Origin of the sequence: Bradyrhizobium sp. JR4.3, assembly GCF_040547695.1 — a bacterium.
GTDB classification, from domain to species: Bacteria; Pseudomonadota; Alphaproteobacteria; order Rhizobiales; family Xanthobacteraceae; genus Bradyrhizobium; species Bradyrhizobium canariense.
In genome coordinates, this window is the sequence record NZ_JBEPQF010000049.1 from 35,021 (window position 1) to 46,474 (window position 11,454).

The following is an 11,454-nucleotide window of genomic DNA, read 5'->3' on the forward strand; positions in this document are numbered from 1 at the left end:
GCAGCGTGATTTCGCTGGCACCGAACTTGAATCGATTGCCGCCAGGACCGCCGTCGCCGCGGTCCCAAGAGATGGAAAGCTCGCCGAGATGGCTGCTGGTAACGCCGTTCAGAATGGTTCGCTCGGCGAAGAGATCGTGCGAGGGATCAACGAGCTCGCGGCGATCTCGGAAGAAGGCGACAAGCTCACCCGCGTCTATCTGACCAGCGAGCTGCGCAAGGCGGCGGACCTCATCCTGAGCTGGATGCGCGACGCCGGCATGAGTGCGCGTCTCGACGCGATCGGCAATGTCTGCGGGCGCTACGAAGGTGAGCGGCCTGGCGCGCCTTGCCTGATGCTCGGCTCGCACTACGACACCGTCCGCGATGCCGGCAAATGGGACGGGCCACTGGGCGTGATCACGGCGATCGCCTGCGTCGCCGATCTCAACCGCCGCGGCAAGCGCCTGCCGTTCGCGATCGAAATCGTCGGTTTTGCGGATGAGGAAGGGGTGCGCTTTGCCTCGACCCTGCTCGGCAGCCGCGCGGTAGCCGGCACTTTTGACGAAAGCGTCCTCAACACACGCGACAGCGATGGCGTCGCCATGCGCGATGCGCTGGTGCAGTTCGGGCTCGATCCCGATCATATCGGCGCGGCCGCTCGGGCCCGGCGCGAGCTGCTTGCCTATCTCGAGCTGCACATCGAGCAAGGGCCGGTGCTGGAAGCGCAAAACCTGCCCGTCGGGGTGGTCACCGCGATCGCGGGCGCGACACGGCTTGCCGCGCGGCTGACCGGCATGGCGGGGCACGCGGGCACGGTGCCGATGGCGCTCCGGCGCGATGCGTTGGCGGGCGCGGCCGAATGCATCGGCGCGATCGAGCAGTTTTGCCGCACCGACGAAGGCGGGCTGGTCGGCACCGTCGGCTACATCCAGGCGAGGCCCGGCGCGACCAACGTCATTCCGGGCGAGGTGTCGTTCACCATCGACATGCGGGCGCCGACCGACATGCACCGCAAGCGCGCGGTCGCCGATGCCGTCAGGCAAATCGAAGCCATCGCAAAGCGGCGTCAATTGACGCTTCAGCTCGACGTCACCCACGAGAACCGCACCGCGCCTTGTGCGCCCTGGCTCAAGGAGCAGATCGCGCAGGCGATCAAAGCGGAAGGTTTTTCCGTCTTCGAGCTGCCGAGCGGGGCCGGGCATGACGGCATGGCCATGATCGATATTGCCGATGTCGCCATGATCTTCGTCCGCTGCCGCGGCGGCATCAGCCATCACCCGGACGAGCATGTCGAGCTCGCCGATGCCGACGCCGGCGCGCGGGTGTTGCTGCGCGTGATCGAGAACTTTCGGCCGCGGGAAGGCTAAACTGAGCCCGCAAGTCACGGGATAGAGACACGAATCAGACAGGTCTGGAGCCGCGACGGCCTCCCGCCGGACCACGAGACCCATTCGACGGCGCCTATGAACAGCGGCATCTCTTCTCCATCTCATCGCGGAAACCGGTTTTACCAAGGCCTGACGGCGACCTTCGTTGCCAACGCGCTTCAGGCGGTGAACTTTCTCGGTGATCGATTCCTGAGGAAGTCGCATCATCCGTTCACGTCCATCGAGGACCTTTACCGGCACTCGATGGACAGTGCCTTTGCGGTATCTGAGTCCTTTCTCGTCACCGGCGCGCCGCACGCCTCTGCGTATTATCCGCGCGACTTCGCCTGGTTCTATCCCGACATCCTCGATCCCGACACCATCATGGATTCGCAGGATGCGGTGCGCCGGGCTCGTCTGCTCGACAAGAGCGTCCGGCTGCTGCTGGAAGCGGTTCGCGCCAACGTCGTCACGACGACCATCGTCCCGGCCGGGCGCGCCCGGTATCTCGGCGTGAACTATTTCTCGCGCCCTTCGGATACGCTGCTCGGCATTCTGGCCGGCCTGCGGCAGATGATCTCGGCCGAGGAGAGAGCGTCATCCTATCTGGCGATGTCGCAATGCGCGCATGCCGGCCGCCTGCTGCTGGCCGAATATTGCGGCGATCTGAAGCGTGCGATCCTCCAGCTCGCAAGCGAGCTCGAACCGTTCAATGATGATGGCTCCACCTATTTGCTGTGCGACGCCAGTGCTCCGCGCTCCGCGGCAACCGACACGCGCGCCGAGCGCAGGCGTTTCGTCACCAATGCCTGCGTCTACACGACGTTCGTGTGGGGCGTGCAGCTCGGAATCGTCGACGAGAACGAGCTGAAGCGGCGGCTCGGACGCGACCTGGCGCAGTACAAGAGGGACCTGCTCCGCCTGTTCGGCAAGGACGGCTATATCAGCCATTCCCTGGACGGCCCCACGGGCCCGCCGGCGTCCTCGGTCGCGCTGGATTTCGCCAGTGTGCATCGCGGCTTCTGGGATATGAGCGAGCCGGCCGAGCGCGCGCTGTTCGCGGCCACGGCGGATCTGATCATTGCGGAGCCGCGCTTTCGCATCCCCAGCACATTCCACTTCCTGGTGTCCGCGGATAATCCGCGGAACAAGATGATCCACAAGATCGCGGCTCCCGCCTACCAGGGACGTTCCTCCTGGCCGACGTTCAACGTCGAGTTCGCGGATCGCATGCTGGATTATGACGAATTCTCGGGGAGCGATACCTACCGATCCTGCGCCCAGGGAATTCTGAAGGACATTCGCACCGCGACCGAGGTCCACGGCGGCTATCAGGAACTGATCTCGGAACAGGGCCTGAAATATCGCACCTGGGCTTACAAGGGGGCCGTGGCCCACTCCTGGTTTCCGCGTTTCCTCTCCGTCTGGAGGAGGGCGCATGGAACGCCGCTCCTCCAGTGGAATGACTGAACGGCGGTCATTACCCCGCCGTCACGTCCACAAGCTCGCCACCGTCGAGCACCTTGGCCGCCTTGGCGCGGTCAAGGTCGCCTTCCCAGGCGGCCACAACCACGGTCGCAACGCAATTGCCGGTGAGGTTGCCGACCGCGCGAGCCATGCCGATGAACCAGTCGACCGACAAAACCAGCACGAGGCCGATCGCAGGGATGCTCGGCACCGCGTTCAGCGTCGCCGCCAGAATCACGATCGCGGAGCCCGGCACGCCATGCGCGCCCTTCGAGGTGATCAGGGAGACGCCGAGCACCAGCAGGAGATCGCCGAAGGACAGCGGCGTGTTGGTCGCCTGCGCGATGAAAACGACTGCGAGCGTGAGGTAGATCGAGAAGGCGTCGAGGTTGAAGGAATATCCGGTCGGGATGACGAGGCCGACGACGGAATCCTTCACGCCCATCCGCTCCAGCTTCTTCATGATCTGCGGCAGCACGGCGTCGGACGAGGCGGTCGCGAGCACGATGGTCAACTCCTCGCGCAGGTAGGCGAGGAATTTGAGGATGTTGATGCCGGCGAGCGCCATGACGCCGCCGAGCACGCCCAGCACGAAGATGCCGACCGAGACGTAGAACAGCGCCACCAGTGAGACGAGCTGCTTGAGCGAGCCGACGCCGTATTTGCCGACGGTGTAGGCGACTGCGCCGAGCACGCCGAGTGGAGCAACGCGGACGATAAGCCCCATGACGCGGAACAGCACGGTCGAGGCGGCATCGATCATCGACGTGACGAGCTTGCCTTTCTCGCCGCCGACCAGTGCGAGGCCTACGCCGAACAGCACGGCGAAGAACAGCACCTGGAGCACGTCGTTGCGCGACAACGCGTCGAACGAGGTGCTCGGGATTACGTTGAGGAGGAAGGAGCCGATGCCGCCGCCCTGAAGCTTGTGGGCGTTGTCGGCATAGGTATTGAGGGCCTTGGCGTCCAGCGTCGAGGGATCGATGTTCATGCCGTGGCCGGGGCCGAAAGTGTAGGCCAGGATGAGACCTACCACGAGCGCGACTGTGGTCATCACCTCGAAATAGACCAGCGCCTTGACGCCGACCCGTCCGACCTTCTTGAGGTCGCCCGCGCCGGCAATGCCGTGCACGACGACGCAGAACACGATCGGCGCCACGATCATCGAAATCAGCTTCAGGAAGGCGTCGCTCAGGATCTTGAGGGAGATGGCAAAATCCGGCGCGGCCACACCCAGGATGATGCCGAGGATCAGCGCGGCCAGGACCTGGACGAACAGCGATGTGTAGAGCGGCTTTGGCTCGGCGGCCGGGGCCGCGGTAATGGTCGACATGGTGACTCCCCCGTTTTGACGACGTCTCGATCGTCGAAAGGAGCAACTAGCGTGCCAGATTGTCGCGGTTTTCGCTGAGGAGGAGGTCTATTTGGTCGCTTTTGCGGTGCGACCGGGCATCCGCATCGGCACCGGGAAACCGTTCGAGGTGCCGTCGGTCACTGGACAGGCGATTTTGCGGTCCTACGGTCACGTTCCGCACGCGGGTGGCCGCGTCACGCCGCGAGATCTAGCAGCCGACACGATCCGCGTACCAGCACCTTGCGTCCATTCGGGGTCATGACCGGGACGCCGTCGCAGACGACGACAAGACCGAGCTTGACGAGGCTCTCGATGAGATAGGCCTTGGAAAGGCGACCGTTCGACACCGGATTGCGAAGCGCCTTCAGGACCTCCCATTGGTCTGGCGAAAGATCGAAGTCGATGTCGCTGCTCATGCTGCCTCAAGCCATAGTGCCGTTCGTGCGCCTCTGTTAGTGGCGCTGCATGAAGACCGTGCGACGACAATGAGTCGGGAATTCGGTGAGGTATTTAGAACTTCTCTTCACAAATTGCTGCACGCCATTGCGCCACAAGAGTTAAGACCGCTCGATCACTAGGATCGTCCGGAGCCTCGATCACATATTGATGATGTGGGCTTGATGTTGGTCCGCGAACAACCGCACTGCACGGGAAGCGCTGCTGTCCCATTCTGCGTCGCAATATGCACAGAAATCATGAGACGAAGGGTTGGAGATTTTGTTACGCTGATTCGCGGGGAATAGCTTCACACGGCAGGAGTGGAGTGCATGAACAGACTGGTCGAAATTCGCAGTCAGGAATCCCTGTGCCGGGAGCGCGCCGCGCTTGATTTCCAGCGCCGGGTTTTCTGGCTTGCGCAAGCTCAAGAATGGGAGCAGCGCGCGCTTGACGAGATCGCCTATCATTTCCGGGAGTGCAATGTGGCTCAGACGGAGCTGGTGCGAAACTGACGTCGGCTGTGGGTAAGGCCTACTGATAAGTCGCCACAATATCGGACACCGCGCGCTCGAGCTGCTGCGCGGTCGCGCACTGGCGCACCACGCTGCAGAAGGTCGCATAGCGCGGCATCTCGGAATCGCCAAAGCCCCAGGCGAGACGTCCTTCGGGATTGAGCCACACCAGCCGTTTCGAGCGCTCCGAGATGCGGCGCAGGATGTCGGCGCGCGGATCGAGATTGTTGCTGCGGGCATCGCCCAGCACGATCACCGTGGTCTGCGGCGTCAGCGCGCTCATGAACTCCTTCTCGAAATCGACCAGCGAAGAGCCGTAGTCGGAGGAGCCGAAGCCGACCTTGGACATGATCTCGGCCATCGCCTCTTCCGGCGGTTTCGATTCAAGGATGTCGCTGACTTCGATCAGATGCGAGGAGAAGGCGAAGGAATGGACGTCGTCGACGACCTCGTGCAGCGAATGGATCAGGAGCAGGAAGAAATCCGAGACCTGCGCGACTGAGCCCGAGACATCGCAGAGCGCCACGATCTTCGGCCGGTCGCGATGCTTGCGCTTCCAGGCTGTGAGAAAGGGGATGCCGCCCCAGGCGGCGTTCCGGCGCAGCGTGCGGCGGACGTCGAGATGACCGCGCCGTTGGCGCTTGCGTGGTTTCGAATAGCGCTCGCGCAGGCGCCGTGCGATCTGGCGGATGAGAGCGCGCATCTCCGCGACATGGCGCCGCTCGATGCGGGCAAGCGGCGCGTTGCGCAGAATCTCGTTGCGGAGGTTTTCAGCCTCCTCGCGGGCATAGAGCGCAAGCCCCTGCGCGACGGTGTCGCGAACGGCTTCGCGCAAGGCATCGAGCGCGGCGCGAAGCCGCTCGGCCAGTGCGGGATTGGTCGGGGTCAGCTCGTCGAGATCGTCGCGTAGCCGCTGGAGCCCCATGGCGTCGAGGATGCGGCTGGAGAAGATGCCGCGCTGGGTGGAGTAGCGGATGTCGGACAGGGAGGCCGCACCTGAGGCGCTGGCGATCGCGGCGGTGATCGCGTTGCGATCCTGCGACAGCAGCATCTGCGCGAGGGGGCCCAATTCTGCGGGAGGCGAACCGCCGCTTGCATCGCTGGCCTCACCAGATGATGGAGATTGATCCGCGTCCTCCGAAACATCGTTGCTGTCGGCTTCAGATTGTTCCTGCCGCGGCTCCGGCTGGCTGAAGAACAGGTCGAAGCAGTCACCGAGCGCGAGCTTTTCGTCCTGCGACTTGGCGAGCGTCAGAAGGAGCGCATCGCGCAGGATGGTCCGGTCGGAAACGCCGACCTGCGCGACCGCGCGCATCGCATCGATGCTTTCGGCAGGCGAGACATGGACGCCGGCGCCCCGTGCCGCACGGAAAAAACGATGAATATTCTCGCGCATCGGCGTCAACCGAAGACGTTGGATCGTGCTGCCTTGGCAATGAAGGTCGTAATCTGAGGCTGAGCCGCCTCGATGTCGGCCTCGTATTTCAGGAGCACGTTGAGCGTGTCCTTGACGATCTCGCTGTCGAGCTCCGAGGCCTGCAAGAGCACCAGCACGCGCGCCCAGTCGATGGTCTCGCTGACTGAAGGCAGCTTCTTCAGGTCGAGCGAGCGGATTTCGTGGATGAAGCCGACCATCTGCCGCCGCAGCGTCTGCGAGATGTTGGGGACGCGGCTCTCGACGATGCGCTCCTCGAGCCGCTGCTCGGGGAAGCCGATGTGCAGATGCAGGCAGCGCCGCTTCAGGGCATCGCCGAGATCGCGCTCGCTGTTGGAGGTGAGGATCACCGTTGGCGGCGTGATTGCGGAGACGGTGCCGAGTTCGGGGATCGTGACCTGGAAATCGGAGAGAATTTCCAGCAGCAACGATTCGAACTCCGCATCCGACTTGTCGATCTCGTCGATCAGGAGCACGCAGCCGCCCGGCTGCTCCAGCGCTTGCAGCAGCGGCCGCGGCTCGACAAACTCCTTTGAGAAGAACACGTCGCCGAAATCGTGGAGCTGATTAAGTGCAGCGTGCAGAGTCTGCGCGCCGCCCAGGACTTCGCCGAGCTTGTCCTTGAGGATCTGCGTGTAGAGAAGCTGCTTGGCGTATTTCCATTCATAGAGCGCCTTGGCCTCGTCGAGGCCTTCGTAGCATTGCAGGCGGATCATCTTCAGGCCGCGCCAGGCCGCGATCGCCTTGGCAAGCTCGGTCTTGCCGACGCCCGCGGGCCCTTCGACCAGGATCGGCTTCTCGATCTGTTGCGACAAATACACGGCGGTCGCGATCTGCCGGCTCGCGATGTAGCCTTGCGCGGCGAGGCCGCTCTCCACTGCCTCGATCGCTGTCGAGGGCTTCTGTTCAGCCACGAGAAGGCGCTCCCAAAGGTCTTGATTGAGGCTTGTTCTGCCTGCGTTCACGGCAAAGAACAAGCCTCGTTTGGGAGAGGCCAGACCCGCGCCAATGGGCGTTTCTTCCGCTCAACGCAAATAGTCGGGCGGCTACCGGCCGCGCGATCAGTGCCGCAGCAACTCCGGCTTGCGGATCGTCTGTCTGACCTCGGCGCCGCAATCTGCGCATTCATAGACGAAGTCGATCTTGGCAAGACTCCAATGCGGTTCGACCTCGCGCACATACATCGGAAGGAACCCCATGCAAGCGGGGCAAATCACAGGCGCGATCTCGATATCCTGATGATGCTTTACATAAGCTGGCATCTCGGCTCTCCTTCGCAGACGACCTCCAAACCCGCGCGAAGGCTACTGCCGGCCGGCGCAAGGCCGACATCAACTCTTTCGAACAGAGGCGGAACAGCGGAGGTTTGTCGTTCGCTGTGACATTCTTGTTACGTCTCTGTACTGTGACGGGCGGACCAAATACCTATTTCAAAAGCCCGATCCGGTATTCGGACTCTGACCTCAACGATAAGGGAGCAACGCCCATGACGCATGCCATTCGCTTTCACAAGACCGGTGGTCCGGAAGTGCTGGTCTGGGAGGAGGTCAGTGTCGGCAAGCCCGGACCGGGCGAGGCGCGAATCCGCCATACCGCCGTCGGTCTCAACTTCGTCGATATCTACAACCGTTCGGGCCTTTACCCGGCGCAACTGCCGAGCGGGCTTGGTAGCGAGGCTGCTGGCGTCGTCGAGGAGGTCGGGCCCGGTGTCACCGATGTGAAGCCGGGCGATCGCGTCGCCTACGGCGCCTCGCCGCTCGGCGCCTATTCCGAGGCGCGGCTGATCCCGGCCGACCGACTGCTGAAGCTGCCGGACAGTATCGACGACAAGACCGCGGCGGCGATGATGCTGAAGGGGCTCACCACGCAATATCTGATCCGGCAGACCTATCGCGTGAAGGCCGGCGACACCATCCTGCTCCATGCGGCCGCCGGTGGCGTCGGCCTGATTCTCTGCCAGTGGGCCAAGCATCTCGGCGCGACCGTGATCGGCACCGTCAGCAACGACGAGAAGGCCAAGCTCGCCAAGGCGCATGGCTGCGACCATGTCATCATCTATAGCCACGAGGATTTCGTGAAGCGCGTGGACGAAATCACTGGCGGCAAAAAGGTGCCGGTGGTCTATGACTCCGTCGGCAAGGATACGTTCTTGAAGTCGCTCGACTGCCTCGCGCCGCTCGGAGTCGCCGCGCTGTTCGGTGCGTCCTCCGGCGCTGTCGAGCCGCTCAATCTCGGTTTGCTCGCGCAGAAGGGCTCGCTCTACGTCACCCGACCGACGCTGTTCACCTACGCCGCCAAGCGTGAAAGCCTGGTCGCGATGGCAGGCGAGCTGTTCGACGTCGTCAAGTCCGGCGCGGTCAAGATCGAGGTGCACCAGACCTATCCACTGAAGGACGCCGCCAAAGCCCATGCCGATCTCGCCGCGCGCAAGACCACGGGATCAACCGTTCTCACGGTGTGATCTCCGAACGGGCTGTGGCGCAAGCCGCTTGGGCCTGCGTCACGTCCGCTCATGCTTGCGCAGATCGCGGGCGTGATCGAGGCGCAGGGCCTGGAGGTCGACTTCTTCGGGCGGGATCCGGGGCAGGGCAGCCTCGGCGAGGATCGCCTCGGTCACGTCTTCGACCGAGTTCTCCACGATCTCCTGGATGAACGAGATATTCCGATACTCACCTGAGGCGACGCGGGAAATGACCTCGCGCCTGGTGATTTCAGGGTCGACGACCGCTTCCCGGCCGCGGCGCCCATAGTCGATCATCACGACGAAATACTGCATGAAACGATCCTGCCGTGCCCCATGGTCGGGCACGGCAGAGTATTTCCGAAAAACGGAATCAAGTCAAGGTGCATTTCGAAAAAACGGAATTAGAGCCTACTTGCTCCGCTTGCGAGGGCGCGCCGACTTGGCGCGCAACCGCTCCAGCTGCCCCTTGGGCATGGACAGGCAGATCTCGCCGACCCACTCCAGTTTCACGCCGACGATCTGCTTGGCATTGAAGCTGGTGAGATTGACGACGGAGGGGGATTTACCCCGCTCGATAGTCTTCAGATAGCGCTCGCCGGTCTTGAGCCGGACCACGGCCTCCTCGCCGTAGAAGCTCGACAGCGGATGGCGCTGGTCCTTGTAGACCACGATGACGTCGCCGCTCTCGTATTTGGGCAGCATCGAATCGCCCACGATCTCGAATGCGATGGTCTCCTCCATGATCGGAAAGGGCAGCGCGATGTCGCCAAGGCCTTCCGGGGGAACCTGCTCATAATCCGGCTCGATCACGGCACCGGCCCCGACGCGACCCATGATCGGCGCGAGATTGAGCTCGAGATATTCCATGATCGGGATGATTTCCGAAGCCTTCACAAGGCGCTCGCCGCCGAGGATCTCCGAGACAGCGCCGGGGCGAACGCCCATGGCAGCCGCCAGGCCACCCTTGCTCTTGCCCGTCTTTTCCAGGCCCCGTTCGATCATTGCAGCGTCCAACATGGTGATTCCCTCGATTGTCCATCGTCCCGCCTCTTGTAATCCGAAATTCGGAATTGATGCAATTATGAATATCAGAATTGTCGCTTGACTTCGACTTCGGAATACCGGAATGTGGGCTCCGCCTCGCGATCGTGCGATCGGAGGAGGCGCATCACAGGACAGCAGCATGGAACCGGGCCATTGGTCGTCGGAGTACTCCGACGCGCTTCGCGACTATTTTCTCAAGGGAATGTCTTATGCGGAGATCGGAAGACGGATTAACGCAAGGTTTGGAACGGCTTACACGCGCAACGCGGTGGTCGGCCGCGCCAAGCGGCTCGCGCTGGTCGTGCAGATACGGACGACGAGCCCGTCGATCGTCCCGGCGTTGCCGTCGGGAGCCTGTCTTGTCCTGCCGCACCGCCCCACGGGGCTGACCCTGCCGCCGAAATCCGCGATGAAGCCTGCCGCGCCCGTCAAGTTGCGCTGCGTCGGCGTCCAGCCCCGCTTGGTCCCGTTGGTCGAACTCGCTAGCGAGGACTGTCGCTATCCCTATGGCGGCGACAAGGACGGGGAGGAGATCACCTTCTGCGGCCATCCGCGGGAGCCGGGCTCGAGCTATTGCACGCCGCATGCGCGCCTGACGCGCCGCGCCGGAGCTGGATCCGCCCGCGTCGCCGGCCCCGTCGTGCTGAGGCTGGTCTCTGCCGCCTGACCTGACGACCGCCCGTTCAATCGTCAATTTCGCAAGGAGTATCCGAGTGGCACGTGTCCGACGCAACAGGTCCTATAAATTGGCGAATGTCTATGACCGACGCTCACGTGAGATACCGTTCAATGCGGAGGTGGCGGAAGTCGAGGTGGACAATCCGCTGGCGCTCGACCCCGGCGAGAAGATCATGGCCGTGCGGTCGATCCGCTGCGATCCGCTCGGCCGGCTGCACGCGCACCATCAGATCGACGAGGCACAGTATCGCGGCGGGCGCGCCTTCCAGAACGATTGGGAGAGGGCCGAACGAGGCCTTCAGGCAATGGACCCGACTCGCGAATATGTCGACGGGGCGCGCACGCGCGAGCCGGTCACCGAGAGCCAACGCGAGGCGGTGCTGCGGCTGAACCGGATCGAGCGCGAACTCGGCACAGACGGTGCCGCGCTAGTGCACGACGTGTTGGTGCTGGGCCTGACCATGGACGAGATCGGCCAGCGTCGCGCCGTCCGTACGCAGCGCTGGATCGACTATTTTGCGCGGCGTTTTCGTGAATGTCTGGACCGGCTGGCACTGATCTATGGCTTTGCCACGGAAACGGGGACACGGCGTTCAGGGCAACACAAATGAGACCGGCGGGGGGGGGCGCCCGCGGGCGGGGGGGGGGGGGGGGGGGGGGGGGGGGGGGGGTGGGGGGGGGGGGGGGGGGGGGGGCCCCCCCGGGGCGGGTGGG

Annotated in this window: 13 protein-coding genes; 6 read left to right on the top strand and 7 right to left on the bottom strand. The window is 63.5% G+C overall.

Features of this window, described 5'->3' with window-relative positions; translation table 11 throughout:
* The first annotated feature begins 88 nt into the window (after nucleotides 1–88).
* A complete protein-coding gene (locus ABIB91_RS38340; protein WP_035995577.1) occupies nucleotides 89–1,348 on the top strand; it encodes an allantoate amidohydrolase in 1,260 nt (419 codons plus the stop codon).
* A 96-nt stretch (nucleotides 1,349–1,444) separates the two neighbouring features.
* Nucleotides 1,445–2,818: a hypothetical protein gene (locus tag ABIB91_RS38345; RefSeq protein ID WP_354172172.1), complete on the top strand. Its 1,374-nt coding sequence runs from the start codon at nucleotides 1,445–1,447 to the stop codon at nucleotides 2,816–2,818.
* Nucleotides 2,819–2,828: 10 nt separating this feature from the next.
* On the opposite strand, the gene ABIB91_RS38350 is transcribed toward ABIB91_RS38345, so the two are convergent.
* Together ABIB91_RS38350 and ABIB91_RS38355 are read right to left on the bottom strand one after the other, a co-directional pair.
* Complete coding sequence (locus ABIB91_RS38350) at nucleotides 2,829–4,148, bottom strand: dicarboxylate/amino acid:cation symporter (RefSeq protein ID WP_354172174.1); 1,320 nt, start codon at nucleotides 4,146–4,148, stop codon at nucleotides 2,829–2,831.
* A gap of 215 nt (nucleotides 4,149–4,363) precedes the next feature.
* Nucleotides 4,364–4,585: a hypothetical protein gene (locus ABIB91_RS38355; RefSeq protein WP_007601477.1), complete on the bottom strand. Its 222-nt coding sequence runs from the start codon at nucleotides 4,583–4,585 to the stop codon at nucleotides 4,364–4,366.
* 351 nt (nucleotides 4,586–4,936) lie between these two features.
* On the opposite strand from ABIB91_RS38355, the gene ABIB91_RS38360 reads away from it, so the two are divergent.
* Nucleotides 4,937–5,119, top strand: a complete 183-nt coding sequence (locus ABIB91_RS38360) for a hypothetical protein (RefSeq protein WP_007601478.1) — start codon at nucleotides 4,937–4,939, stop codon at nucleotides 5,117–5,119.
* 19 nt (nucleotides 5,120–5,138) lie between these two features.
* Here ABIB91_RS38360 and ABIB91_RS38365 read toward each other — a convergent pair whose 3' ends face one another.
* The 3 genes from ABIB91_RS38365 to ABIB91_RS38375 all read right to left on the bottom strand — a co-directional run bounded on the left by ABIB91_RS38365 (nucleotide 5,139) and on the right by ABIB91_RS38375 (nucleotide 7,816).
* Nucleotides 5,139–6,515: a vWA domain-containing protein gene (locus tag ABIB91_RS38365; protein WP_007601481.1), complete on the bottom strand. Its 1,377-nt coding sequence runs from the start codon at nucleotides 6,513–6,515 to the stop codon at nucleotides 5,139–5,141.
* A gap of 5 nt (nucleotides 6,516–6,520) precedes the next feature.
* Nucleotides 6,521–7,468, bottom strand: a complete 948-nt coding sequence (locus tag ABIB91_RS38370) for an AAA family ATPase (protein WP_354129180.1) — start codon at nucleotides 7,466–7,468, stop codon at nucleotides 6,521–6,523.
* A 147-nt stretch (nucleotides 7,469–7,615) separates the two neighbouring features.
* Entirely contained in the window at nucleotides 7,616–7,816 is a 201-nt protein-coding gene (locus tag ABIB91_RS38375) for a hypothetical protein (RefSeq protein ID WP_007601483.1), read from the bottom strand.
* 224 nt (nucleotides 7,817–8,040) lie between these two features.
* On the opposite strand from ABIB91_RS38375, the gene ABIB91_RS38380 reads away from it, so the two are divergent.
* Nucleotides 8,041–9,015 (top strand): quinone oxidoreductase family protein, encoded by a 975-nt coding sequence (locus ABIB91_RS38380; protein WP_007601484.1) that lies wholly within the window; start codon nucleotides 8,041–8,043, stop codon nucleotides 9,013–9,015.
* A gap of 39 nt (nucleotides 9,016–9,054) precedes the next feature.
* On the opposite strand, the gene ABIB91_RS38385 is transcribed toward ABIB91_RS38380, so the two are convergent.
* Complete coding sequence (locus ABIB91_RS38385) at nucleotides 9,055–9,330, bottom strand: hypothetical protein (protein WP_085395314.1); 276 nt, start codon at nucleotides 9,328–9,330, stop codon at nucleotides 9,055–9,057.
* A 96-nt stretch (nucleotides 9,331–9,426) separates the two neighbouring features.
* Nucleotides 9,427–10,035: a S24 family peptidase gene (locus ABIB91_RS38390; protein WP_007601486.1), complete on the bottom strand. Its 609-nt coding sequence runs from the start codon at nucleotides 10,033–10,035 to the stop codon at nucleotides 9,427–9,429.
* Nucleotides 10,036–10,201: 166 nt separating this feature from the next.
* Between ABIB91_RS38390 and ABIB91_RS38395 the strand changes: the two genes are divergently transcribed.
* Both ABIB91_RS38395 and ABIB91_RS38400 read left to right on the top strand, forming a co-directional pair.
* Nucleotides 10,202–10,729 carry a GcrA family cell cycle regulator gene (locus ABIB91_RS38395; RefSeq protein WP_354172179.1) on the top strand — a complete coding sequence of 176 codons (528 nt, stop codon included), beginning with the start codon at nucleotides 10,202–10,204 and terminating at the stop codon, nucleotides 10,727–10,729.
* Between the two features lie 46 nt (nucleotides 10,730–10,775).
* Nucleotides 10,776–11,351: a hypothetical protein gene (locus ABIB91_RS38400; protein ID WP_007601488.1), complete on the top strand. Its 576-nt coding sequence runs from the start codon at nucleotides 10,776–10,778 to the stop codon at nucleotides 11,349–11,351.
* Nucleotides 11,352–11,454: the final 103 nt, after the last annotated feature.

What these genes read in the sequence shown, in the direction of transcription:
- ABIB91_RS38365 (WP_007601481.1), bottom strand. Translation starts at nt 6,515, where the DNA reads ATGCGCGAGAATATTCATCGTTTTTTCCGTGCGGCACGGGGCGCCGGC.
- ABIB91_RS38385 (WP_085395314.1), bottom strand. Translation starts at nt 9,330, where the DNA reads ATGCAGTATTTCGTCGTGATGATCGACTATGGGCGCCGCGGCCGGGAA.
- ABIB91_RS38380 (WP_007601484.1), top strand. Translation starts at nt 8,041, where the DNA reads ATGACGCATGCCATTCGCTTTCACAAGACCGGTGGTCCGGAAGTGCTG.
- ABIB91_RS38355 (WP_007601477.1), bottom strand. Translation starts at nt 4,585, where the DNA reads ATGAGCAGCGACATCGACTTCGATCTTTCGCCAGACCAATGGGAGGTC.
- ABIB91_RS38345 (WP_354172172.1), top strand. Translation starts at nt 1,445, where the DNA reads ATGAACAGCGGCATCTCTTCTCCATCTCATCGCGGAAACCGGTTTTAC.
- ABIB91_RS38375 (WP_007601483.1), bottom strand. Translation starts at nt 7,816, where the DNA reads ATGCCAGCTTATGTAAAGCATCATCAGGATATCGAGATCGCGCCTGTG.
- ABIB91_RS38390 (WP_007601486.1), bottom strand. Translation starts at nt 10,035, where the DNA reads ATGTTGGACGCTGCAATGATCGAACGGGGCCTGGAAAAGACGGGCAAG.
- ABIB91_RS38360 (WP_007601478.1), top strand. Translation starts at nt 4,937, where the DNA reads ATGAACAGACTGGTCGAAATTCGCAGTCAGGAATCCCTGTGCCGGGAG.
- ABIB91_RS38340 (WP_035995577.1), top strand. Translation starts at nt 89, where the DNA reads ATGGCTGCTGGTAACGCCGTTCAGAATGGTTCGCTCGGCGAAGAGATC.
- ABIB91_RS38395 (WP_354172179.1), top strand. Translation starts at nt 10,202, where the DNA reads ATGGAACCGGGCCATTGGTCGTCGGAGTACTCCGACGCGCTTCGCGAC.
- ABIB91_RS38350 (WP_354172174.1), bottom strand. Translation starts at nt 4,148, where the DNA reads ATGTCGACCATTACCGCGGCCCCGGCCGCCGAGCCAAAGCCGCTCTAC.